This is a genomic window from Asticcacaulis sp., from assembly GCF_051954415.1.
GTDB lineage: Bacteria > Pseudomonadota > Alphaproteobacteria > Caulobacterales > Caulobacteraceae > Asticcacaulis.
The window spans coordinates 90,128-111,650 of the sequence record NZ_JBQCHT010000003.1 but is presented as its reverse complement, the minus strand read 5'-3'; the positions used below and the strand labels follow the sequence as shown (position 1 = coordinate 111,650).

26 protein-coding genes and 1 pseudogene are annotated in these 21,523 nt (G+C 60.6%); 20 read left to right on the top strand and 7 right to left on the bottom strand.

Annotated elements, in window-relative coordinates; all coding sequences use genetic code 11:
* The 6 genes and pseudogenes from ACTHND_RS01010 to nagA form a co-directional block, all read left to right on the top strand.
* Window positions 1-265 (top strand): annotated as a pseudogene (locus ACTHND_RS01010) (glucose/galactose MFS transporter); the annotation flags it as partial.
* 63 nt (window positions 266-328) lie between these two features.
* Window positions 329-1,237 carry a BadF/BadG/BcrA/BcrD ATPase family protein gene (locus ACTHND_RS01005; protein ID WP_440175387.1) on the top strand — a complete coding sequence of 303 codons (909 nt, stop codon included), beginning with the start codon at window positions 329-331 and terminating at the stop codon, window positions 1,235-1,237.
* Entirely contained in the window at window positions 1,237-1,998 is a 762-nt protein-coding gene (locus tag ACTHND_RS01000; RefSeq protein WP_440175385.1) for a copper homeostasis protein CutC, read from the top strand. Before ACTHND_RS01005 ends, ACTHND_RS01000 begins: the two co-directional genes overlap by 1 nt.
* A gap of 50 nt (window positions 1,999-2,048) precedes the next feature.
* On the top strand, window positions 2,049-2,789 hold the full coding sequence (locus ACTHND_RS00995; RefSeq protein ID WP_090646117.1) for a GntR family transcriptional regulator: 741 nt from the start codon (window positions 2,049-2,051) through the stop codon (window positions 2,787-2,789).
* Between the two features lie 17 nt (window positions 2,790-2,806).
* A complete protein-coding gene (locus ACTHND_RS00990; RefSeq protein ID WP_440175383.1) occupies window positions 2,807-3,868 on the top strand; it encodes an SIS domain-containing protein in 1,062 nt (353 codons plus the stop codon).
* Complete coding sequence (gene nagA / locus ACTHND_RS00985) at window positions 3,865-5,010, top strand: N-acetylglucosamine-6-phosphate deacetylase (RefSeq protein WP_440175381.1); 1,146 nt, start codon at window positions 3,865-3,867, stop codon at window positions 5,008-5,010. The genes ACTHND_RS00990 and nagA overlap by 4 nt, the downstream gene beginning before the upstream one ends.
* Window positions 5,011-5,058: 48 nt before the next feature.
* Here nagA and ACTHND_RS00980 read toward each other — a convergent pair whose 3' ends face one another.
* The 3 genes from ACTHND_RS00980 to ACTHND_RS00970 all read right to left on the bottom strand — a co-directional run bounded on the left by ACTHND_RS00980 (window position 5,059) and on the right by ACTHND_RS00970 (window position 6,628).
* Complete coding sequence (locus ACTHND_RS00980; RefSeq protein WP_440175379.1) at window positions 5,059-5,475, bottom strand: YdcH family protein; 417 nt, start codon at window positions 5,473-5,475, stop codon at window positions 5,059-5,061.
* A gap of 72 nt (window positions 5,476-5,547) precedes the next feature.
* On the bottom strand, window positions 5,548-6,054 hold the full coding sequence (locus ACTHND_RS00975; RefSeq protein ID WP_440175377.1) for a TIGR02444 family protein: 507 nt from the start codon (window positions 6,052-6,054) through the stop codon (window positions 5,548-5,550).
* Window positions 6,047-6,628 carry a UbiX family flavin prenyltransferase gene (locus ACTHND_RS00970; RefSeq protein ID WP_440175375.1) on the bottom strand — a complete coding sequence of 194 codons (582 nt, stop codon included), beginning with the start codon at window positions 6,626-6,628 and terminating at the stop codon, window positions 6,047-6,049. Before ACTHND_RS00970 ends, ACTHND_RS00975 begins: the two co-directional genes overlap by 8 nt.
* A 165-nt stretch (window positions 6,629-6,793) precedes the next feature.
* Between ACTHND_RS00970 and ACTHND_RS00965 the strand changes: the two genes are divergently transcribed.
* The 5 genes from ACTHND_RS00965 to ACTHND_RS00945 all read left to right on the top strand — a co-directional run bounded on the left by ACTHND_RS00965 (window position 6,794) and on the right by ACTHND_RS00945 (window position 9,185).
* Entirely contained in the window at window positions 6,794-6,991 is a 198-nt protein-coding gene (locus tag ACTHND_RS00965) for a DUF465 domain-containing protein (protein ID WP_303828038.1), read from the top strand.
* A 270-nt stretch (window positions 6,992-7,261) separates the two neighbouring features.
* Entirely contained in the window at window positions 7,262-7,855 is a 594-nt protein-coding gene (locus tag ACTHND_RS00960; RefSeq protein WP_440175373.1) for a sigma-70 family RNA polymerase sigma factor, read from the top strand.
* On the top strand, window positions 7,852-8,151 hold the full coding sequence (locus tag ACTHND_RS00955; RefSeq protein WP_440175371.1) for a hypothetical protein: 300 nt from the start codon (window positions 7,852-7,854) through the stop codon (window positions 8,149-8,151). The genes ACTHND_RS00960 and ACTHND_RS00955 overlap by 4 nt, the downstream gene beginning before the upstream one ends.
* 1 nt (window position 8,152) lies before the next feature.
* Complete coding sequence (locus tag ACTHND_RS00950; protein WP_440175369.1) at window positions 8,153-8,593, top strand: periplasmic heavy metal sensor; 441 nt, start codon at window positions 8,153-8,155, stop codon at window positions 8,591-8,593.
* A gap of 67 nt (window positions 8,594-8,660) precedes the next feature.
* Window positions 8,661-9,185, top strand: coding sequence for a hypothetical protein (locus tag ACTHND_RS00945; RefSeq protein WP_440175368.1), 525 nt, complete (start codon window positions 8,661-8,663; stop codon window positions 9,183-9,185).
* Between the two features lie 6 nt (window positions 9,186-9,191).
* Here ACTHND_RS00945 and ACTHND_RS00940 read toward each other — a convergent pair whose 3' ends face one another.
* Window positions 9,192-9,656 (bottom strand): Lrp/AsnC family transcriptional regulator, encoded by a 465-nt coding sequence (locus tag ACTHND_RS00940; protein ID WP_090644717.1) that lies wholly within the window; start codon window positions 9,654-9,656, stop codon window positions 9,192-9,194.
* Between the two features lie 127 nt (window positions 9,657-9,783).
* Here ACTHND_RS00940 and ald point away from each other — a divergent pair, with 127 nt between their 5' ends.
* The 4 genes from ald (at window position 9,784) to ACTHND_RS00920 (ending at window position 14,362) form a co-directional block, all read left to right on the top strand.
* Complete coding sequence (ald, locus tag ACTHND_RS00935) at window positions 9,784-10,881, top strand: alanine dehydrogenase (RefSeq protein WP_440175367.1); 1,098 nt, start codon at window positions 9,784-9,786, stop codon at window positions 10,879-10,881.
* A gap of 186 nt (window positions 10,882-11,067) precedes the next feature.
* Window positions 11,068-12,927 carry an alkaline phosphatase family protein gene (locus ACTHND_RS00930; protein WP_440175366.1) on the top strand — a complete coding sequence of 620 codons (1,860 nt, stop codon included), beginning with the start codon at window positions 11,068-11,070 and terminating at the stop codon, window positions 12,925-12,927.
* A 99-nt stretch (window positions 12,928-13,026) separates the two neighbouring features.
* Window positions 13,027-13,515 (top strand): GNAT family N-acetyltransferase, encoded by a 489-nt coding sequence (locus ACTHND_RS00925; protein WP_440175365.1) that lies wholly within the window; start codon window positions 13,027-13,029, stop codon window positions 13,513-13,515.
* A gap of 337 nt (window positions 13,516-13,852) precedes the next feature.
* A complete protein-coding gene (locus tag ACTHND_RS00920; RefSeq protein WP_440175364.1) occupies window positions 13,853-14,362 on the top strand; it encodes a GNAT family N-acetyltransferase in 510 nt (169 codons plus the stop codon).
* Here ACTHND_RS00920 and ACTHND_RS00915 read toward each other — a convergent pair.
* Together ACTHND_RS00915 and ACTHND_RS00910 are read right to left on the bottom strand one after the other, a co-directional pair.
* Window positions 14,359-14,862, bottom strand: a complete 504-nt coding sequence (locus tag ACTHND_RS00915) for a CPBP family glutamic-type intramembrane protease (RefSeq protein ID WP_440175362.1) — start codon at window positions 14,860-14,862, stop codon at window positions 14,359-14,361. The genes ACTHND_RS00920 and ACTHND_RS00915 overlap by 4 nt on opposite strands.
* A gap of 9 nt (window positions 14,863-14,871) precedes the next feature.
* Window positions 14,872-15,894 carry a hypothetical protein gene (locus ACTHND_RS00910; RefSeq protein ID WP_440175361.1) on the bottom strand — a complete coding sequence of 341 codons (1,023 nt, stop codon included), beginning with the start codon at window positions 15,892-15,894 and terminating at the stop codon, window positions 14,872-14,874.
* Between the two features lie 44 nt (window positions 15,895-15,938).
* On the opposite strand from ACTHND_RS00910, the gene ACTHND_RS00905 reads away from it, so the two are divergent.
* Window positions 15,939-16,391, top strand: coding sequence for a MarR family winged helix-turn-helix transcriptional regulator (locus tag ACTHND_RS00905; protein ID WP_440175360.1), 453 nt, complete (start codon window positions 15,939-15,941; stop codon window positions 16,389-16,391).
* Here ACTHND_RS00905 and ACTHND_RS00900 read toward each other — a convergent pair whose 3' ends face one another.
* The gene (locus ACTHND_RS00900) at window positions 16,392-17,708 is read right to left on the bottom strand and encodes a tetratricopeptide repeat protein (protein WP_440175359.1); all 1,317 of its coding nucleotides are present in this window, start codon (window positions 17,706-17,708) and stop codon (window positions 16,392-16,394) included. It lies immediately after the preceding gene.
* A 198-nt stretch (window positions 17,709-17,906) separates the two neighbouring features.
* Here ACTHND_RS00900 and ACTHND_RS00895 point away from each other — a divergent pair, with 198 nt between their 5' ends.
* From ACTHND_RS00895 to ACTHND_RS00880, 4 genes are all read left to right on the top strand, one after another.
* Window positions 17,907-18,536 (top strand): LemA family protein, encoded by a 630-nt coding sequence (locus tag ACTHND_RS00895; protein WP_440175358.1) that lies wholly within the window; start codon window positions 17,907-17,909, stop codon window positions 18,534-18,536.
* A gap of 20 nt (window positions 18,537-18,556) precedes the next feature.
* Window positions 18,557-19,360, top strand: a complete 804-nt coding sequence (locus tag ACTHND_RS00890) for a TPM domain-containing protein (RefSeq protein ID WP_440175357.1) — start codon at window positions 18,557-18,559, stop codon at window positions 19,358-19,360.
* Window position 19,361: 1 nt separating this feature from the next.
* Window positions 19,362-20,054: a TPM domain-containing protein gene (locus ACTHND_RS00885; protein WP_440175356.1), complete on the top strand. Its 693-nt coding sequence runs from the start codon at window positions 19,362-19,364 to the stop codon at window positions 20,052-20,054.
* 222 nt (window positions 20,055-20,276) lie between these two features.
* A complete protein-coding gene (locus ACTHND_RS00880) occupies window positions 20,277-21,515 on the top strand; it encodes an Hsp70 family protein (protein ID WP_440175354.1) in 1,239 nt (412 codons plus the stop codon).
* The last annotated feature ends 8 nt before the right edge of the window (window positions 21,516-21,523 follow it).

Sequence of the window (21,523 nt, the reverse complement as noted above, 5' to 3'; positions counted from 1 at the left end):
CATGATGTGGCCGGCCATCTTCCCGCTCGGCATCCGCGGCCTGGGCAAGCTGACCGAGTTCGGCGCCGCCTTCCTGGTCATGGGCATCATCGGCGGCGCGGTCATCCCGCAGCTCTTCGCCCACCTCAAGGACCAGTACGGATTCCAGCTCGTCTTCCTGTGTCTGATGGTCCCTTGTTATGCCTATATCCTGCTGTTTGGTGTCATTGCCGGGCGCAAGGGCAAGGCCGCGGCAATGCCTGTGGACGCGCCGACGGACGTCTGAAAAGCCGCCCCCTCACCGAAACCTGACGAGTCTCTCAAAGCCAGTCGTGTTATGTTGCCTCTTATGAATACTCTCGATCCCCGCTTGCAGCTTTTCGCCGGTGTTGATGGCGGCGGCACCAAATGCCGCGTCCGTCTGCGCAACGCGGCAGGTGATCTGCTGGGTGAGGCCGAGGGCGGTCCCGCCAATATCCGCCTGGGCCTGAACATGGTGTGGGCCAACATACTGGGCACGCTCGATCAGGTGCTGGTCCAGGCCGGACGCACCTCCGGCGACTGGGACAAGATCAGCATCGGTCTAGGCCTCGCCGGCATTGCCTCCGCCGAAGACGCCGAACGCACAATCAAGGCCGGACCGCGCTTTGGCCGCAGCATTGCCTCTTCCGATGCCCATAGCGCCTGTCTCGGCGCCTTTTCCGGCCGTGATGGCGGCATCCTCATCTCCGGCACTGGCAGCAATGCCTATGCCTGGGTGGGGCAAAAGGGCACCCAGATCGGCGGTTGGGGCTTTGAGGTCTGCGACAATGGCTCCGCCGCCGATCTCGGCCGCAGCGCTATTCGTGCCGCGCTCGAAGGTCAGGACGGTCTGGCGCCCCATACCGATTTCACACGTGCGGTGATCCGGCATTTCGGCGGTCATCCGTCGGAAATCGTCCACTGGGTCACCACCGCCAAGCCGCGCGACTACGGCACACTGGCACCGATGGTCATGTCGTTCGCCAATGCCGGCGACCCGGTGGCCACCGCCCTGGTACAACATTCGGCAGATGACCTGGCGCGCTATATCAACCGCCTGCACACCATCGGTGCGGCAAAGGTCTGCCTGGTCGGCGGCATGGCGCCTATTCTCCAGCCGTGGATCAATCCGCAGGCCCGTGCTCTGCTGGCCGAGGCTGAACATGATGCCCTCGAAGGCGGGCTCCTGATGGCCCACGGCGTCAGCAACGGGCTGCCTCAAACGGTGAGCGCCTGATGCCGGATTCATACAAAACGCCTGTTACCAACCGTCTGCTGGAAGTCGTGGTCGATACGGCAGCCGGCCTGCGCACGGCGGTCGATAACGGCGCCGATCGTGTCGAACTGGTGGCGGCCCTTTCCGAAGGCGGCCTGACGCCATCGGTTGGGCTTATGAAACTGGGGGGCGAATGCGGCTGCCCGACACGGGCCATGATCCGGCCACGCGCCGGCGATTTTACGTACACGGCGGACGAACTGCATATCATGCACAGCGATATCGTGGCCGCCGCCTCATGCGGCCTCGAAGGGGTGGTACTGGGCGCCAATCTGACTTCGGGGGCGCTGGATGAAGCCGCGCTGAAAAGTCTGGTAATGCACGCCAAGGCACATGGCCTGGCCGTCGCCATGCATCGCGGCTTCGATCTGGTGCCCGATCCGCTTGAGGCGCTGGAAATCGCCATATCCCTGGGCATCGACACCATCCTGACCTCCGGCGGCGGCCAGACGGCCGCAGAAGGCGTCGAGGGCCTTGCCGCCCTGGTGAAACAAGCTGCGGGCCGCATCGAAATCCTCGCCGGCAAGGGCATTACGGCGGAAAATGTCGGCCCTATTCTCGATGCCGGCATTGCCGCAATCCATGCTTCTTGCAACGCGCCCATACCACCCCACGACAGCCGCGCCTTCGCGCTCGGCTATGTCAGTGCCAATATGCGCGATACCGACGCCCAGTCGGTGGCGCATCTGAAATCCATTCTGACCAACAGGGGGAGAGCCTGATGAACGCGCCTTCCCGCACCAAAACCTACGCTGCCGCGAAAGTGCCTGATATGTCGTTTGCTGAAACCATAGGCCGCCTGGCCAAGGATGATCCCGCGCCCTTGTACCTGCAATTGCAGCGCGCCCTGCGAGACGCCATCCAGAGCCGGCAACTTCACCAGGACGACGCCATTCCGCCGGAGCGCGATCTGGCCGAGGAATTCGATGTGTCGCGCATCACCGTGCGCAAGGCGATTGACGGCCTCGTATCGGAGGGCCTGTTGACCCGCCGTCGCGGCGCCGGCACGTTCGTGGCCTCACGTGTCGAGAAGAGCTTTTCCAAACTGTCGTCCTTCTCGGAAGACATGATCTCGCGCGGTCGCAAGCCCCATTCGGAATGGGTGTCTAAATCGGCCGGCGCGGTCACACCGGAAGAATCGCTGTCGCTTGGCCTGTCGCCCGGTGCCCTGGTCTACCGCTTTCATCGTGTGCGTTATGCCGACAACACCACCATGGCGCTCGAATACTCGACCATACCCGGCTATTGCCTGGCCTCGCCGGAAGCTGTCACCAGTTCGCTTTATGACGCGCTGGAAAAGACCGGCCACCGTCCGGTGCGCGCGCTCCAGCGCCTGCGCGCCGTGGCCTTCCTGCCGGAACAGGCCGAGCGCCTTGGCGTCAAACCCGGCGATCCGGGCCTCTTCATCGAACGCCGCGGCTTCCTGCAGGATGGCCGCGCCGCTGAATTCACCCAGTCCTATTATCGCGGAGACGCCTACGACGTGGTCGCGGAACTCAACGATATAAGCTGATACCCCAAGGAATAATAATGCCCTCCCCTACCCTCGCCCACGCACCGCTCGACGCCGAAAAGACGTTGATGTTCTCCGAAGCCGCTGAAGGCGGCGCGGCCGTCCAGCGCTTCCTGTCCCACAACCAGGCCGCCCTCGCCCGCCTTGGCGCGCACCTGAAGGCCAACCCGCCGCGCTCGGTCACCACCGTGGCGCGCGGCTCGTCAGATCACGCCGCCACCTACGGCAAGTATCTGATCGAAACTTATCTGGGTGTCCCGACCTCCACCGCCGCCATGTCGGTTTCCTCTATCTATGCCGCGCCGGTCGTGGCCGAAGACTCGCTGTGCATCGCCATTTCGCAGTCAGGCCGCTCGCCGGACCTGCTCGCCACCGTGGAAGCGCACCGCAAGGCCGGTGCCTATGTCGTGGCCCTGGTCAATGACGAAACCTCGCCCCTGGCCGCCCTGGCCGACGAATTGCTGCCACTCTGCGCCGGTCCGGAAAAATCGGTTGCCGCCACAAAGTCCTATATCGCCTCGCTCGGCGGCCTGGCCGCCATCGTCGCCGCCTGGTCGGGTGATGAAAGCCTGACTGACGGTCTGCGTGACCTGCCTTCGCAACTGAATGCCGCCTGGTCGCTTGACTGGTCCCCCGCCCTGCCCGTCCTGCAATCGGCGCGTAACCTGTTCGTCATCGGCCGGGGCTATGGCTTCGCCGTCGCCCAGGAAGCGGCGCTGAAGCTCAAGGAAACCTGCGCCCTGCACGCCGAAGCCTTCTCCTCGGCAGAGGTCAAGCACGGCCCCATGGCCATCATCAATGACGGCTTCCCGATCATCGGTTTCGCCACCTCGGATGTGGCCGGCGACGGCGTGCGCGAGGCAGCTCAGGAATTCGCAGCGCGCGGCGCCTCGGTCCTGCTGGCCAATGTAGAAGCCGTCAGCGGCACCACGCCCCTGCCCGCCCTGGCGAGCCACCCGGCGCTGGAACCGATCCTGCAGATTCAGAGCTTCTATCGCCTCGCCAACAGCCTGTCCGTGGCCCGGGGCCTTGATCCCGACAGCCCGCCCCACCTCAACAAGGTCACGAAAACCGTATGAGCCAGACCAGCTTTATCAATGCCCGCATCGCCACGCCCGATGGCCGGCTGATCACCGGCACCCTGACCTGTGACGGCGAAACCATCACGGCGATCGGCGATCATGCGCCAGCCGGGGAAATCATAGATATTGCCGGCGGCTATCTGCTGCCCGGCTTTATCGACACCCAGGTCAATGGCGGCGGCGGCGTCCTGTTCAATGACGAAACCAATGCCGCCGGTATCGCCGCTATCGGCAAGGCGCACCGCCCCTACGGCACCACCGCTTTCATGCCGACCCTGATCAGCGACGAACTGAGCGTGATTGATGCCGCCATGCGCGCCACCGAGGACGCCATCGCCCAGGGCGTGCCCGGCGTGCTTGGCATCCATATCGAGGGGCCGTTTATCTCGACACAGCGCAAGGGCATCCATAATCCGGAGATGTTCCGCACGCTGGATGCCGAATCCAAGGCCCTGCTGAAGAGCCTGAAGCGTGGCAAGACGATGGTGACCCTGGCGCCGGAAAACTGCACGCCGGAAGATATCGCCGAACTGGCCCAGGCGGGGGTGATCCTGGCCGCCGGCCATACCAACGCCACCTATGAAACCACGGTCGAGGCGCTGAAGGCCGGCATCACCGGCTTTACCCACCTGTTCAACGCCATGTCGCCCTTCACGCACCGCGCGCCGGGCGTGGTCGGGGCCGCGCTGGAAGACCAGACGAGCTATACCGGCATCATCGCCGATGGCCACCATGTCGACTGGGCGGCCCTGCGCATCGCCCTGCGCACCCGGCCGCTCAACCGCTTCATGCTGGTGACCGATGCCATGCCGACGGTCGGTTCGGACACCAAGACCTTCGTGCTCAACGGCCAGACCATCATCGTGCGCGATGGCGTATGCGTCGGCCCGGATGGCACGCTCGCCGGTTCCGATCTCGACATGGCCACGGCGGTGCGCAATACGGTCAATCACATCGGCCGCACGTTAGCTGAGGCCGCCATCATGGCCGCCACAGCGCCAGCGCATTTCCTCGGCCTGGGGTCATCCCGTGGGTCACTGGTCATCGGCCAGCGCGCCGATATCGTGTGGATGGACAACGATCTGCAAATGAAGGGCACCTTTATCGGCGCCAAGTCGGAAGAGGTTTTGGCGGCTTAAATCCATCCGACACAAACAGAAAAGCCCCTCTGCGGGGCTTTTCTTTTATCAGGCGATGATATCCGGACGAATTTTGTCTTCGATCTTGGCGATCTGATCGCGCAAAGCCAGTTTCTTGCGCTTGAGGCGCGCAATCAGGATCTGGTCCGGCAGGGGTACGATTTCCAGGGCGCTGATCGAGTCATCGAGATCCTTGTGCTCCTGCTTCAGCAGGGCGCATTCGTTACGCAGGGCCACAACCTCGCCATCGATCGGCAGTTCGCGGACGCGCGGTTCGAGATCATCAACCTGAGCCGGCACCTCTTCCGGCACAAGCCCGATATAGCTGTGTTCGCCTTCGAGGCGCTGCGCGATCCGGCGCTCGATGTCCTTGTCCGAATCGCCTTTGCCGGTCTGCTCATCCGATTTGACCAGATGCAGATTGTCTTTTCCGCGCAGGGTCCGGATATTGCTGTCGTCGTGCATGAGCCGCCGACTCCTCTCAGGCTTAAGGGGTTGAAGCTAAAGGACAAAAGAGGGCACAAAAAGCCGCCGCTTTCATCCTTTATAGCGCAATTTTTGCCAGTCTGAAAGGGTCTGCGTCAATCTCGCCAGCTTTTCCGCCGGATAGCCGCCCGACCACGCCGAAGCCACGGCCAGCACGGCGTCCAGAATGAAGACCGGCAAAAGACTGTCCGGGACAGCCCCCGAACGGACGCTCAAGGCCGCCAATTGTTCCAACAAGACCTTCTCAGACTGCAATTCAATCGCCTTTACCTGTTCCCTCAAGGCCAGGCGCGACGCTTCATCGCCTTCTGACAGGGCTTGTTTCAGCCGCCGCCGCACGCTGCGCAGCGGCATGATAGCCGCCTCTGACCACGCCCGCGCCACCTCAGCGGCCCGAGAAGCGAGCCCCTCACCGACCGGCCCCTGGGTGGCGGCCCAGGCCGCCCACAAGAGCAGCGGCACATTCTGGTCATGCGCGTCCTGCAACTCCAGGCACTGTTCGGCCACGCCCGGCGCGCCATAGGCGGCCACAACCCAGGACCACACATCTTCAGTCATTGAGGCTGATATCCTCGCCCCAACGCGTCATCGGCACATCTATATCGAACAGGGCCAGGCTGCGGGCCACACTCTGCCGCACCATGTCGTCGAGGCTTTTCGGCCTGGTGTAGAAGGCTGGCATCGGCGGCGCGACAATGGCCCCCATCTCCGTCACGGCCGCCATGGAGCGCAGATGGCCGAGATGCAGCGGACTTTCGCGCATCATCAGCACCAGGCGGCGGCGCTCTTTCAGGCAGACATCGGCGGCGCGGCTGACCAGGGATGACGTAACCCCCGTGGTAATCTCGCCGAGCGTTTTCACCGAACACGGCGCAATCAACATGCCCAGCGTCCGGAAAGAGCCGGAAGCGATGGCCGCCCCGATATCCGCCGGCTTGTAGACCACATCCGCCAGGGCCTGCACATCCGGCAGGGATAACTCGGTTTCGGCCTCCAGCGAAAGGGCCGCCGCCTTGGACACCACCAGGTGCGACTCTATGCCCGCGGCTCTCAGCATTTCCAGCGCACGGATACCATAAACCGCTCCGGACGCGCCGCTTATGGCGACAATAAGACGTTGATTAGGTTTCATTTTATCATTTGTCATGCGTAAAACTGCTTAACACATCCTATACTATAATTCTCTCATTACCGTGATCGGATGTAACGGATTGTGATTCCACATTATCGGCTTCCGGGTGTTCCCTGAGTAGCCCGGACATGGGGTCCGGACAGAGAGACTGAAGGATACTGCCGTATGAGCATTGAAGCGAGAGTTCGTGAACTCGACCACCGTCATCAATCCCTCAAATCCATCATTGCCCGCGAAGAACGAAGCCCCTCCGTGGACTCTCTATACCTAAAGGAACTCAAGCGAAAGAAGCTCAAGCTGAAAGAGGAAATTGAACGCATCAAGACCATTCAGCGACAGGACGTAATGGAAACCGTCCAGTAGATTTTTAAACAGAAGAACTCTGAAGGCGCCAGGTTCGAGCGGCGCCGCAGAAAAAACCTCCGGGATCAGGCGTCCCGGAGGTTTTTCTTTGCCTGCGTGGCCCGCCGCAGGATTTTGCTCTCCCTTCTCGTATCAGTCTTTAGCGCTCAGAGGCCGCGCAGGCTCGCCGCATCAGCGGCGGCGTGCGGTCGCACGCTGCCAAGCCACGATGAGTCAGGCTCATCGCTTCTTGGTATGAACTTGAACAGATGGAGAGACAGGCGTAGAGCGGTGAGAGTTTTTCTCGACATGGCGGATGGCGGGCCGTTTACGATACAGATGACGAGCCTCCTGACAGACGAACAACTGATGACGCAGGTGGCGCGGGCCGACAGCGCGGCCTTCCGTCATCTGGCCGGCCGTCACCTGACGCGCGCCTATGCCATCGCCTTTCGCCTGCTGCACAGCCGCGAGGACGCCGAGGAGGTGGCGCAGGAAGCCATTTCCAAGGTCTGGCAGAAGGCCGCCGCCTTCGATCCCGCCCGCAGCGCCTTCGGCACCTGGTTTTATCGCATCGTCACCAATGCCGCGCTCGATCGCCTGCGCCGCCGCAAGACCCCGGCGGAAAATCTCGACGACCATGCCGAAGCTTTGCGCGATATGGCCCCGACCGGCGAAGACCTGCGCATCAGGGCCGATGAAACGCGCCGCATCAAACAGGCCATGGCCGCCCTGCCGCCGACGCAGCAGATGGCCCTCACCCTCGTCTATTACGAAGAGTTTTCACAAGCCGAAGCCGCCCGCATCATGAATATCACCACCAGCGCCCTGGAAGCCCTTCTCTTCCGCGGAAAGAAGGGCCTGAAGCAAAGATTGACGCCATGACTGACCCGCTTGACCCTGACCTGAAATCCCTGTTGCAAAAGTGGGAAATCGATCCGCCGGCGCCGGATATGCCCGCCCGCCTGATCCATGCCGCCCTGAACCAGCCGCAGGAAAAGCCCTGGCACATCGAGACCATGGCAAACCTGAAACGCGCCTTCACCGACTGGCAATACGCCATCGGTTACAAGCTGGCCGCCCTGGCGGGATGCGCAGCACTCGGCATCGGCATCGGCATTGCCGCCGGCGAGTCACTTGATGTCGCGGGGGTCGCGCTGATGGCCGGACTGGGAGGCTAGGATGAAAAACTGGAAAACCGGCGCCCTCATCGCCGTCCTGCTCGGCCTGAATGTCCTTCAGGGCGCGGTCCTGGCCGGTCTGTTCATCAAGTCGCGCATGGCCCGGCATGAGGCCGCGCCCGTCATCCTGACCGAGGAAAAGATCGCGCAGATGCCGGCGCCGACCCAGGCGGCGGTCAAGGCCAGTCTGGCGGATGCCCGTCCGGTGCTGCGCGCCCGCCTGACCGAGGTGCGCAAGGCTCGCCGCGACCTGAAGCATTATATCGCCAGCCCGCACTATAATCGCGCCGAGGCGCAGAAGCGCTTTGCCGCCTTGCGTGAAAAGAACAACCAGGCACAGATCGTGGCACAGGACATGCTGCTGAATGCCGCCGACAAGCTGCCGCCGGAGGACCGCGCCGATGTCGTCAAGGCAATCAGCGACGACGATGCGTCGAATTAGAAGTACTGTGAGGCATCTGTTGCGCCTTATAACGTATTTAGGCTAGTAGTTTGGCACGGGGGATGCCATGCCGAAAATTGCTACCGCACTTATGACTTTAATCCTTCTCGGCTTAGGCATCTGGTATACACCACCCGTTGATCCGCTGGGATATATCACCTTCCGGCTTCACAATATCGGCAAATTCGTGCCGGATTATAATCATAACATTGATGACTTGAAGACGCCAAGACCACTCTTGTATGCAGACTGCATGATAATGACGAAAGTCTTGCGTCAGCAGGTGGAGGAAATCGCCCTCGAAGACATTATACATAATCGGTCAGGCAGTCTGAATTGTCCATTTGAAGCTTTGGGCATTGTTCATAATGAATATTACGATCCTAACGCCAACAAGCAAAAACCGAATGAGGACTTTCAGGTGTACGGAGGTATTTTCATACATCGACCTGTCTATAGCTTCTTTCACACCCGCCTCACGATCGTTTATGGCCAAACGGGCATGAACAGTTTTGGAAAAAGATGCTATTATAATAGACTTAGTGGAAAATGGCGTCTGGAAAAACCCTGCAATACCTTATGGTACAGTTAGAATACACTAGCCCATCTTGACGGTGCGAATCGAGAAGCTTGAGGCCAGCTTGGAAACTCCCGGCATGATGCTGAGAACATCGCGGTGGACGTCTTCGTAGCTCAGGCTCTCACGCAGAACGATCTTCAGCAGGTAGTCCGCTTCGCCCGACATCAGGTGGCATTCCTCGATGGCGGCGCAGGCCAGGGCCGCCCGCTCGAACTTCTCGAAGGTCTCGCGGCGCTGGTCGGTGAGCGTGACATGCACGAACACGGTGCCCTGCTTGCCCTGGACGTTTTCGGCGATCACGGCGCGATAGCCGGTGATGACGCCCTTCTGCTCCAGAATCTTGACCCGACGGTGGGCGGCGGAGGGGGATAGCCCCACCGCCTCGCCCAGATCGGCGGAGGTGGCGCGGGCATCGTTGCGCAGGACCTTGATCAGTTCGCGGTCGAAGGAATCAAGATCGGAAAATTTATCGCTGTTGGCCATAAAATTGAGAATATATCCTCTGACTTGCCAGATCAACGTACAAAATTTCAAAAAAATGCCGCTTCAACAGGATCATAATAGACGACAAGTGAAACTAAATAAGACCACAGGAACCGGGAGCGAACCCATGAAGATCAGTGTCCCCAAGGAAATCAAGAACCACGAATATCGCGTAGGCCTCGTCCCCGGCTCGGTGGCCGAACTGACCCATCAGGGCCACGAGGTCTTTGTCGAAAGCCAGGCCGGGGCCGGTATCGGCTTTTCCGACGAAGACTATCGCGCGGCGGGGGCGACAATCGTCATGACCGCCGAAGAGGCGTTTGACATCGCCGAACTCATCGTCAAGGTCAAGGAACCGCAACTGAATGAATGCAAGCGTCTGAGAGCCGATCAGACGCTTTTTACATATCTGCACCTGGCCGCCGACAAGCCGCAGGCCGAGGCCCTGATGGCCTCCGGCGCCACCTGCATTGCTTACGAAACCGTGACCGAACCGCAGGGCGGCCTACCCTTGCTGCGGCCCATGTCGGAAGTGGCCGGGCGGATTTCGGTTCATGTCGGCGCCACCTATCTGCACAAGGCTTTCGGTGGCCGTGGCGTCCTGCTGGGCGGCGTGCCGGGCGTAGCCCCGGCGAAGGTGGTGATCATCGGCGGCGGGGTCTCCGGCGTCAATGCGGCGCAGATGGCGGTTGGGCTGTCGGCCGATGTGACGATTTTCGATATCAATGCCCATAAGCTGATCGAGATCGACCAGATGTTCCACGGTCGGGTCAAGACGGCCTATTCCTCCAAAGCGGCGCTGGGCGAGGCGCTGAAAGAGGCCGACCTGGTGATCGGCGCGGTGCTGATTCCCGGTGCGGCCGCACCCAAACTGGTCTCGCGCGAACAGTTGAAGACCATGAAGCCCGGCGCGGTGCTGGTCGATATCGCCATCGACCAGGGCGGCTGCTTCGAGACCTCGCACCCGACCACGCACCAGGACCCGATCTTTATCGTTGACGGCATTGTCCATTACTGCGTCGCCAACATGCCGGGCGCGGTGGCGCGGACCTCGACTCTGGCGCTCAATAACGCCACCCTGCCCTTCGTGCTGAAGATGGCGCGCATGGGGGTTTCGGCCGCCCTGGCCGCCGATCCGCACCTCAAGGCGGGCCTGAATATCGCCGGCGGCCGCATCACCTACCAGGCCGTCGCCGAGGCGCTCAACCTGCCGTTTGCGGCCTGATCCGGCCGCACACTTTACGCGTAAAAAAAAATAGTTCGGCGCCGTTTCGCCCTATGGCGGCGCCCTTGAGCGTCCGGGAAACGCCCTCCCTCCCGGACGCTTTTTTTGTTCGCCGAAGGGCTTCTCACATCAAAGTGTCACAGTTACGGCTCTAAAGACGCAGCAGCGTCAATGAGGAGCCAAGCCATGATCTCGAAAACCCGCCGCTTCACCCGTAATCTCTGTCTGGCGGTTTTCGGTTTTCTGTCTGCCAGTGGCATCGCCCATGCCGCCGACAAACCGCGAAATGTCATCATCTTCGTGGCCGATGGCCTGCGCTACGGTATTGTGAATCACGACACTGCCCCAACCCTGGCCGATATCCAGAAGAACGGCGTCGATTTCCGCAATTCGCACTCGCTCTACCCTACCGTCACCACCACCAATGCCTCGGCCATCGCCACCGGCCACGGCATCGGAGACACCGGTGAATGGTCGAACTCAATTGCCCTGCCGCCACTGAAATATGAGCCGGGCACCGTCCACTTCATGGAAAACGATCCGATCCTCAAGGAAACCAACGAGATCTACGGCGGCAACTATCTCAACGAGATGAGCCTGCTGGCCCTGGCGCGTCAGAACCATTACCAGACGGCCGCCATCGGCAAGGAGGGGCCGGTCCTGATCCAGGACATCACCGCCGCCGACGGCATGAGCACCATTTTCATCGATGACTGGACCGGCACGCATTGGGAAAAGGGGCATCCCATCCCCGTCCCGGCCGATGTCATGCAGTCCATCAAGGATGCCGGGCTTGAAACCGAGGCACGCGACCGCGGGCTTAATCAGTCCGCCGGTGCGTATAATCTGCCCGGCGTACAGGTGGCCAATGTTTATCAGCAGCAGTGGTTTGTTGATGTGACCACCAAGGTCGTCCTACCGCGTTTCGTGGCTTCGGGTCAGCCCTTCGCCCTGGTCTACTGGTCGCGCGATCCCGACGGCACCCAGCACAATACCGGCGACAGCCTCAACAAACTTTCGCCCGGCATCAACGGCCCGACCTCCCTGGCCGCCGTCCGTAATGCCTCCGACAATCTCCAGGCCCTGATCGACAAATTGAAAGAACTCGGCGTCTACGACAATACCGATATCTTCGTCACTGCCGACCACGGCTTCTCAACCATCGCCCGCCAGTCGAAAACGTCCTGGGCTGCGAAGCAATCCTATCCGGACGACACGGTGAAGGGCTTCCTGCCGGAGGGCTTCCTGGCCATCGACCTGAGCCGGGCGCTGAACCTGCCGCTGATCGATGCCTTCAAGTCGCCGATCCGACTGGAAAACGGCGAGCATCCGCACAGCTATTCGGCCCTGGGCGGCGATCTCGACCATCCCGACGTGCTGGCGGTCGGCTCCGGCGGCTCGGAACTGCTCTATCTCGATCCGGCCAAAGCGAAGGAACTGGCGCCGAAGATCATCGCCGCCCTGACACAGCAGGACTATGTGGCGGCCCTGTTCGTCGATGATGAGTTGGGCCCGATCGCGGGCACCCTGCCCATGAGCGCGGTGGGCCTGCGCGGATCGGCCTTGACGCCGCGCCCGGCCATCTATGTCGGTTTCGCCGATTACGTTCTGCCGTCGTGCCTGAAGACCTGGAAGCAGCCCGAACTGTGCTCGGTTATGATCAATGACACCAATCTGCAGCAGGGCCAGGGCAATCACGGCGGCTTTACCCGCGCCAATACGCGCAACTTCATGGCCGCCATAGGGCCGGATTTCAAGGCCGGTTACGCCGATGCGGCGCCCATCTCCAATGCTGACATCACCCCGACGCTGGCCCACATCCTGGGCTTCGATCTGCCGTCGAAAGGCCCGCTCAAGGGTCGCATCATCGATGAAGCGCTGGTCAACGGCCCGCAGACCACCGTGAGCACACCACAGGTGACCCGCTCAAGCCAGGCCGCCAATGGTTTCGTTACCATTCTGGAAGGCCAGATGGTCGGCGAGGAACACTATTTCGATGCCGCTGGAATGCCGGGCCGCGTGGTAGGCTTAAAGACGACGAAATAGACTGTTTGATTACAGTATTATTTTTCTTGGTATTTCCGTAATTGTGCCACATAGTCTCTGTCTAAGGACTGGAAACGCCTTGGATTTATGGGGAAAACTATGGCCCGGACCGTCCGGATACGTCGCATCGACGTGGATGAACTGGAAATCGTACGCGAACTGGCCCTGATCATCTGGCCGAAATGTTACCGTAACATCATTGGCCCCGATCGGGTCGACGCCATGCTGGCCGTACTTTATGCGACCGACACTCTCGAACGGGAAATGAGTGCGCAGGGCCACGTCTTCTGGATCGCGCGCGTCAATGAAATGGATGTCGGCTATGCCTCGGCCTATGTGGATGGCGACCGCCTGTGGCTGAAAAAGCTGTATGTGCGTGATGAGTTTCGCGGCCTGGGCCTCGGCAAGACCCTGATCGAGACGGCACTCGACCATTTCACCGCGCGGGAACTGGCGCTCTATGTCAACAAGGACAATACGCCGGCGATAAACTATTACCTGCGTTCGGGCTTCCAGGTTGAGGCCGAAGTGCCTGTGCAGATGGGGCCGTACGAATTTACCGACTATGTGATGCAGCGCACGCTTTAATATTCGCAGAAGAATGACAGCGCTGGCCACACGCTAATCTTTACCCTTTATTATCTATACCCGTAAAAAGAGAATTTTTTCGTTGTAACAAGCCTGTTACCACTCATTTAACAACTTACGCGGGCGAATCATCTGTGTTAACCTCTCCTAACGCTTCATTAAGATGAGCGCCCGGTCAGTGTCATTCAGTACCAAAAAAGAAAAAGGCAAATAAAACCGAGGCGTAATAATACCTGCCCTATTTCTGCAAGAATTACCGAGTAAACCGACAATCGATCTGAGGATGAGCCATCCGCTCATAAATTGCTCTCACCCCTGATAGCCATGGAGCCACACCATGACCCTCACGCCGCAAACCCGCCCCATCTCCGTTTCCGAACTCGATATCGTGCGCGATATCGCCATGCAGGTCTGGCCGAAATCCTACCGCGCCAGCATTCCGCCTGACCAGATCGACTCCATGATCAGCCAGGCGTTCGACCCGGACAAGCTGGAAGACGACATCATGCAGCGCGGCCACGTCTTCTTCGTGATCCGCGCCGGCCGTGTCGATGTCGGTTTCTGCTCGGCGCACCTCGAAGGCACCCGCATCTGGATCACCAAACTCTGCGTCCTGCCCGATTTCCGCGGCTTTGGCCTCGGAAAGGCGCTGATCCGCGCGGCCCAGGCGCACTTCGCCCCGGCGCATGATATCGTCATGTGTATCCACAAGGACCATGATCCGGCAGTCAATTTCTGCCTGCGCAGCGGCTTCAAGATCGCGCGTGAAATCCCTTCCGAACTGGATGGCCTGACCGATTACGTCATGCTCATGCCCATGTCGCAGATGGAAATGTGCGCGGCTTAGGCCAGTAGCTGCCGGATGTCCGGCCCGCCGAAGAAGACCTGCCAGGCCCAGACCAGCAGGCCATGCAGGAAGACGGCGGGCCATATCGATCCGGTGCGGTAACGCATCAACGCGCAGCCCAGGCCAAGTACGCCGGCGCAGGTCAGAAATGCCGGCGTCAGGAACTGGTGCGCCCCCGGCAGGATGAAAAGCGCTTCAACCACATGCCAGGCCATAAAGACGAGCACGGTCGCCCCGATCCACAGGGCCGGCCGCCGCGTTTCGCCTTGGTCAGGCACCAGCAGGCCACGGAAAACGACTTCCTCGCTTAAGGCCGGCACAAGAAAGACGCTCAGCAAACGCAAGAGCCAGTCAGTTGTGCGCGGCTGCCAATGAAGCAAGCCGGCAAAACCGGCCACCACAGAGATGAAGGCCAGGGTCAGGTTGCCAATCAGCAGACATAACCCCCAGCCTTTGAAGTCAGGCCAAATCAGGAGCGAACGGAGCAGGCGGCGGATCATTCCGCCAGCCTATACCTTTTTGCGCAAGGCGTGAATGGCCAGCCAGATCATCAGCAGGACACCGATCATATCGAGACCGATCTTGCCATAGAGATCGACGCCCCCGCCGAAACCGATAAACAGGAAAGCGAAATTCCCCCAGGTGATCGAGAAGGTCATGGCGATCAGGTGCGCCGTCGTCCATTTCGGCGAAGCCATCCAGCGTGGCACCAGGGCCATGATCAGCACACCCAGACCGATACCCGCCGCGACCGGCACGAAGGTCGGCACCTGCGGTGCAGCGCCAAAGGCCAGAATCTCGATGGCGAAGATGATCCCTGCCGTGGACACACCCAGCACGGTCAGCACCAGCCGATGCGGCGGGCTGGTCGGTTTCGCCGGTGCTGCCAAGACGCGCCGCAACGGTCCAACCGCCAGTCCAATCAGGACAAAAATCACGACCGTCGAAATAATCGCCAGGTTTTTCGGCAGATAATAAGGTGGCAGGTGGAAGGTATTGGCGCGGGCGATGATGTTCCAGCCATACCAGGCGGCGAACGACGCCGGCACAAACAGGATCACCAGCGGAATTATCCCCCAGATATTGAGCCACGGCATATTCTCGCGGGTCGGATACAGCATCTCGCACAGCGCCACCGGTACGCAGACCACAAAAATCGCCTCATACAACATGGCCCAGGTGAAATAGACATAGTTGAAGCCGAACGCCCGGCCATATTCCACGCCCTTAATCTGCACCACCAGGGAGGCAAACGAGGTCTGCTGGATCAGGCATTCTTCCGCCACCGCCAGAGCCAGGGCAAGCAGGACCAGGTTGACCCAGCCCAGCCGGAAGTGGCGCACGCAGTAACGCGCCAGCACCGCGCCCGTGCCCCAGATCAGCACCTCCATAACGAAGATGGCCGGAAAGCCCATCAGCGCGCTCACCCGCGTGGCGCCCGGCAGCACCTCGGCGATCAAGGGCGCCATCAGCATAAGCGTTATGGCTGGCAAGGCTTTATGGAACCACGATTTTTTCGCTTTATCCGACATGTTTTTGCCTTTTCATGAGCATTTATCTCATATATAAATATCTTATGTCTAAGATAAATGCAAATCGCAATCTGGGCCGCGAGCTGGCGACGGCCGTCATCACCTTCCATGAAACCGTGGCGCGGCGCCTGAACATGAGCGCGGCCGAAAGCCGCTGCCTGGGGGTGCTGAATGATCTGGAAGTGGCGACACCGGGCCAGTTGGCGCAGGCCACCGGCCTGACCACTGGCGCCATTACCGGCATTGTCGACCGTCTGGAAAGGGCCGGCTATGCCCACCGCGAGCCCAATCCGGACGATCGCCGCAGCCTGCTGGTCCGCATTCGCCAGCCGGAGAAAATCGGCCAGATTCTGGGGCCGATCTATGGCTCACTGAGTGCCGCCATGATGCAGATGTCCGGCCAGTATACGCCGGAGCAACGGGAGATCATCGACCGCTATCTCACCCAGACCATCGAGGTGCTGAAGGGCGAGACGGAAAAACTCAAGTCCAGGTAATTAGTTCTTCACCGGCTTGAACGCCGCCACCAGGGCTTGCGCGGCGCGCACGTCCGATCCCGACATTTGCGCTTTCAGGTGATCCGCCGCCTTTTTGGCATCTTCATTTTCCTGTGCCGCCGACAACAGATACCACATCAGGGCCGTCTTGCGGTCCATTGGCACGCCAAAGGCGTTTTCATACATGACGCCAAGCTGGTACTCCCCCTCGTCATCGCCCTGCGCCGCCGAGAGCTTGAGCCACTTCAACGCCTGAACATAATCCGCGGTGACACCATAACCCTTGGCGTACATGTATCCGATCTTATACTGCCCTGGCGCATAGGATTGGTCCGCCGCCATCTGATACCACTTGAACGCCTGCCCATAGTCGCGCGGCAGGAAATCGCCATAGAAATAGCTGTTGCCGAGCTTTAGCTGGCCGATACTGTTGCCCTGCATGGCGGCGAGCGCATAATATTTGAACGCCTCGCCCGTATCGCTGTCCATGCCGATGCCTTCGTCATAGAAGCGACCGATCGCCAGTTGGCCATATTCGCAGGTCTTGTCGGCCGCCTTCTGATACCACTGACGCGCCTGCGACAGATCCTGTGGCTGACCGTTCAGACCTTTTTCAAAAATACGCCCCATGGCGTAAAGCCCGCTGCAATTGCCAAGGTCGGCCGCCTTTTTATAGTTATCCAGCGCCCTGGCCGGGTCCTTCGCCACGCCCTGCCCGCCATCGTACATGTCGCCCAAGGCGTCAAAGCCGTAGCCGCTGCCGAGATCGCCGGATTTTTGGTAAAGCGTTATGGCTTCGGCATAATCCTGCTTCACGCCGCGCCCGCCGTAATACAGGTCTCCCAGACTATTGATGGCGAAGATGAAGTTCTGGTCGGCCGCCAGTTTATACCAGCGCGCCGCCTCGGCTTCGTCCTTGGCGACGCTCTTGCCGTTTTCGTACATCCAGCCGACGCTGTATTGTCCGTCGGCATTGTTCTGCGCCGCCGACTGCCGGTAGAGTTTCATCGCCATGTCGGCGTCTTCGGGCACGCCGCTGCCAGTCACATAGAGATCGCCCAGATCGACCTGCGCTTGGGCGTCGCCGGTCGCCGCGGCCTTGTCCAGCCACTTGAAGGCCAGGTCGTAATCCGCCTGCACGCCCGTGCCGCGATAATAGGCTTCCCCCAGTTCATCCATCGCCCGAATGTCGCCGGCCTCGGCTTTTTTAGTCAGCTCGTCGATTTTCGCTGACTGGGCCTCGCCGGCAAGCGCGTGCAGTGGCGCCCCTCCCAGCACAAAAAGGACGCAGGCTACGGATAAGATTACGGATTTCATGGTATCCCCCCTCGGTAACCGGGTAAGGATAGACGAGATTATGCCGGCTGTCTCGCCTGCTCTGCAATCGGAAGTGTGCGGCATTTTCCGCACCCCCTTCCAGCCCCCTTTAAATTGGGTTAAGAAGGGCCACATAAGGACGGCGTTGGGGGCGCATTTGGCAGCTTCCGCGCATAGGGCAACAAAGGAGCGCCTTCTATGAAATTTTCGCGTATTCTCGGTCTTGTCGCTGCCGCCGGTCTTGCGCTGAGCTTGGTTGGCTGCGGGGTCAATAACATCCCCACCAAGGAAGAACAGGCCAAGCAATCCTGGGCCGATGTCCAGAACGCCTATCAGAACCGCGCCGACCTGATCCCCAACCTGGTCGCCACCGTCAAGGGCGCTGCCGCCCACGAAGAAGGCACCCTGACCGCCGTGGTCGAGGCCCGCGCCAAGGCGACGTCCGTCACGGTCGATGCCTCGACGATCAGCGATCCGGAAAAGTTCAAGCAGTTCCAGCAGTCGCAGGACGGCCTGTCCTCGGCGCTCGGCCGCCTGATGGTCATTCAGGAGCAGTATCCGAACCTGAAGGCCAATGAGAACTTCCTGACCCTGCAAAGCCAGATCGAGGGCGTCAATAACCGCATCACCATTGCGCGCCGCGATTATAACGCCGCCGCGACGGCTTATAATCTCTCCTTGCGTACCTTCCCAAGCGTGATCTGGGCGAAGACCCTCTATGGCTCCAGCAAGCCGATGGAACTCTTCACTGCCCAGGCCGGCGCCGAAACCGCACCCGTCGTCAGCTTCGACAAGCCGGCGGCCCCGGCAGCCGCAGCCTCTAACTAACCGCCAGCAAGGCCATCCGGATGAACCGTTTACTGAAGCCCTTCTGGGTGGCTTTCGGCGTGCTTCTGCTCACGCTGTGGGGAGGCTCGGCTTTTGCCGAACCCAAATATCCCGACCTGAATAATCAGCGCGTGGTCGATGACGCGCACCTGCTTTCCGACGCCACCAAGGCCGACCTGACCGCGAAGCTCAAGGGGCTGGAAGACGCCACCACCGACCAGGTGGTCATCGTCACCGTGCCGGACCTGCAGGGCTATGATATCGCCGATTATGGCTATCAGCTTGGCCGTCACTGGGGCATCGGCCAGAAGGCCGGCGGGCCGGCCGCTTCCAACGGCCAGACCTACAAGGACAACGGCATACTGCTGATCGTGGCGCCCAATGAGCGCAAGGTCCGTATCGAGGTCGGCTACGGGCTTGAGCCGGTCATGACCGACGCCCTGTCGTCCCTTATCATTCAGCGTGCCATCCTGCCGCAGTTCAAGGCAGGCAATTACGAGGCCGGCATTGTGGCAGGCACCGACCAGATCATCGCCCAGCTGGCACAGGATCGTCAGGTTGCCATTCAGAAGGCACAAGAGGCCCAGACGGCGGCCGATACCGGCAATGACCGCAGGGGCGGCATCCCCTTCCCGCTGATTATCTTCATTATCATCATCGTCATCATGTTCTCGCGCGGTTGGCTGCCGTGGTTCCTGCTCGGCAATATCCTGGGCGGCGGTTTCGGCGGCGGTCGTGGCGGCGGCGACTGGGGCGGTGGCGGCGGTGGTTTCAGCGGCGGCGGCGGTTCGTTCGGCGGCGGCGGCAGTTCGGGAAGCTGGTAACATGACCTTGAAAATCGACCACGCCCGCATCAATGCGGCGATCTCAAAAGCCGAGGAAAAAACCTCCGGTGAAATCACCTGCGTCATCAAGTCCAAGGCGCTCGATTACGGCGAAACCCCGCTCGGATGGGCGGCGGTGGCAGCCTTTATCGCCCCCCTGCTTCTGGCGACCTTCGGCGCTCTGCCGCATGAATGGCTGGAGCCCCTGCTGACCCGCATCTTCGGCTGGAACGGCCTTGGCGTCAGCGGCGATTTCGCCGACTGGGAAGTTCTGATCAGCTACGGCTTCCTCCAGGTCATCGTCTTCGCCATCGTCTATGCGCTGATCCGTTTTACCGGTCTGAAGCTTATCCTGACGCCGAAAGCCACGCGCAACCGCAAGGCTCACCAGAAGGCGATGGAGCAGTTCTATGCTCGCGGCCTGCACCTCACCCAGGCGCAGACCGGTGTGATGATCTTCTGTGCGCTGGAGGAACATTTCGTCGATGTCATCGCCGATGCCGGCATCTATGCCAAGGTCGACAAGACCCTGTGGAATGAGACCGTGGCCACCCTGCTCGCACATGTAAAGAACGGCGACCTGACCAGTGGCTTCGAGGCGGCGGTGGAAAAATGCGGCGAGGCTCTGGCCGCACATTTCCCGCCGGGTGACGACAATCCCAACGAACTGCCCGACGTGCTGATCGAGATTTAAGTAAGAAACCCCACCACCACTGCGCTGCGCTTGTGGTCCCCCTCCCCGGCATAGCCGGGGAGGTATAGATTCTCTTGTACCTCCCCACCTCCGGTGGGGAGGGGGACCGCGCGCTTCTTAGCGCGTGGTGGTGGGGTTTCTTGCTTTCTTCCCATCTTAACTCTGGCCTTTACCTCCAAGGACGTCTAAACAGCGCGGCCCTTCTCCCCAAAGGTCGCCCTCATGTCCCGTATCTATTGCGGTATCGATTTCGGTACATCCAATTCCGCTGTCTGCATTGGCCGCTATGACCGCCTACAACTGGTGCCGATCGAAGGCGACGCCGTCACCCTGCCCTCGGCCATCTTCTTCAATTTCGAGACCGACCAGACCGTGATCGGCCGCGAGGCCATCGCGCAATATCTCGATGGCTATGAAGGCCGGTTGATGCGGGCGCTGAAATCGATCCTCGGTTCTTCGCTGATCAAGGAAACGACGCAGATCGGCACCGGCCGCAAGGATTTCCGCGCCATTATCGGCCTCTATATCGCCGCCCTGAAACAACGCGCCGAGACCTTTGCCGGTGAAAAAATCGAGGACGTGGTGCTGGGGCGCCCGGTCCATTTCGTCGATGGCGACGAGGTGGCCGATGCCCGCGCCGAAGCCGAACTGCGCGGCATTGCCGAGGCGCAAGGGTTCAAAAACATCAACTTCGAATATGAACCCCTGGCAGCCGCGCGCGACTATGCGCAAGAGCTAATGCGCGAAGAGATCGTGCTGGTGGTCGATATCGGCGGCGGCACCTCGGACTTCTCCGTGCTGCGTCTCGGCACAGGCAAACGCGATATTCTGGCCAATGCCGGCATCCATATCGGCGGCACAGATTTCGATACCCGCCTCAGCCTGGAAACCGCCATGCGCGATCTCGGTTATCGCGGGCGATTGAAAAACGGCAATGAAATGTCGAGCCAGCCCTATGTGCAACTCGCGACCTGGCACCTGATCAACTTCCTCTATACCCAGAAGGCGATGACCTCCCTGCGCCAGACCCACTACCTCTCCGGCGAACGCGAAAAGACGGCGCGCCTGCTGGAGGTGATCGAGCGGCAGGCCGGCCACGATATTGCCAACCGAATTGAAAAGGCCAAGATCGCACTGTCCGACTCTGATACGACAACCGTTGATTTCACCGCCATCGATCCCGACTGGCAATTGGATATCAGCCGCGACACCCTGGCTGGCAGCGTCGAAAAGGAAGTCGCCAAGGTCGTCGCCACGGCGCTGGAAACGGTCACGGAACGCGCCGGATTACCGGCCGACGCCATCCAGACCCTGTTTATGACCGGTGGCTCGACGGCCCTGCCCGGCTTCGAAGCCGCCATGCAGGCCGCCTTCCCGTCCGCACTAATGCACTATGGCGACCGGTTCTCATCCGTGGCCAGCGGACTGGGACTGGCGGCGAAAGAACGGTTTGGCGGTTGAGAGGTGAA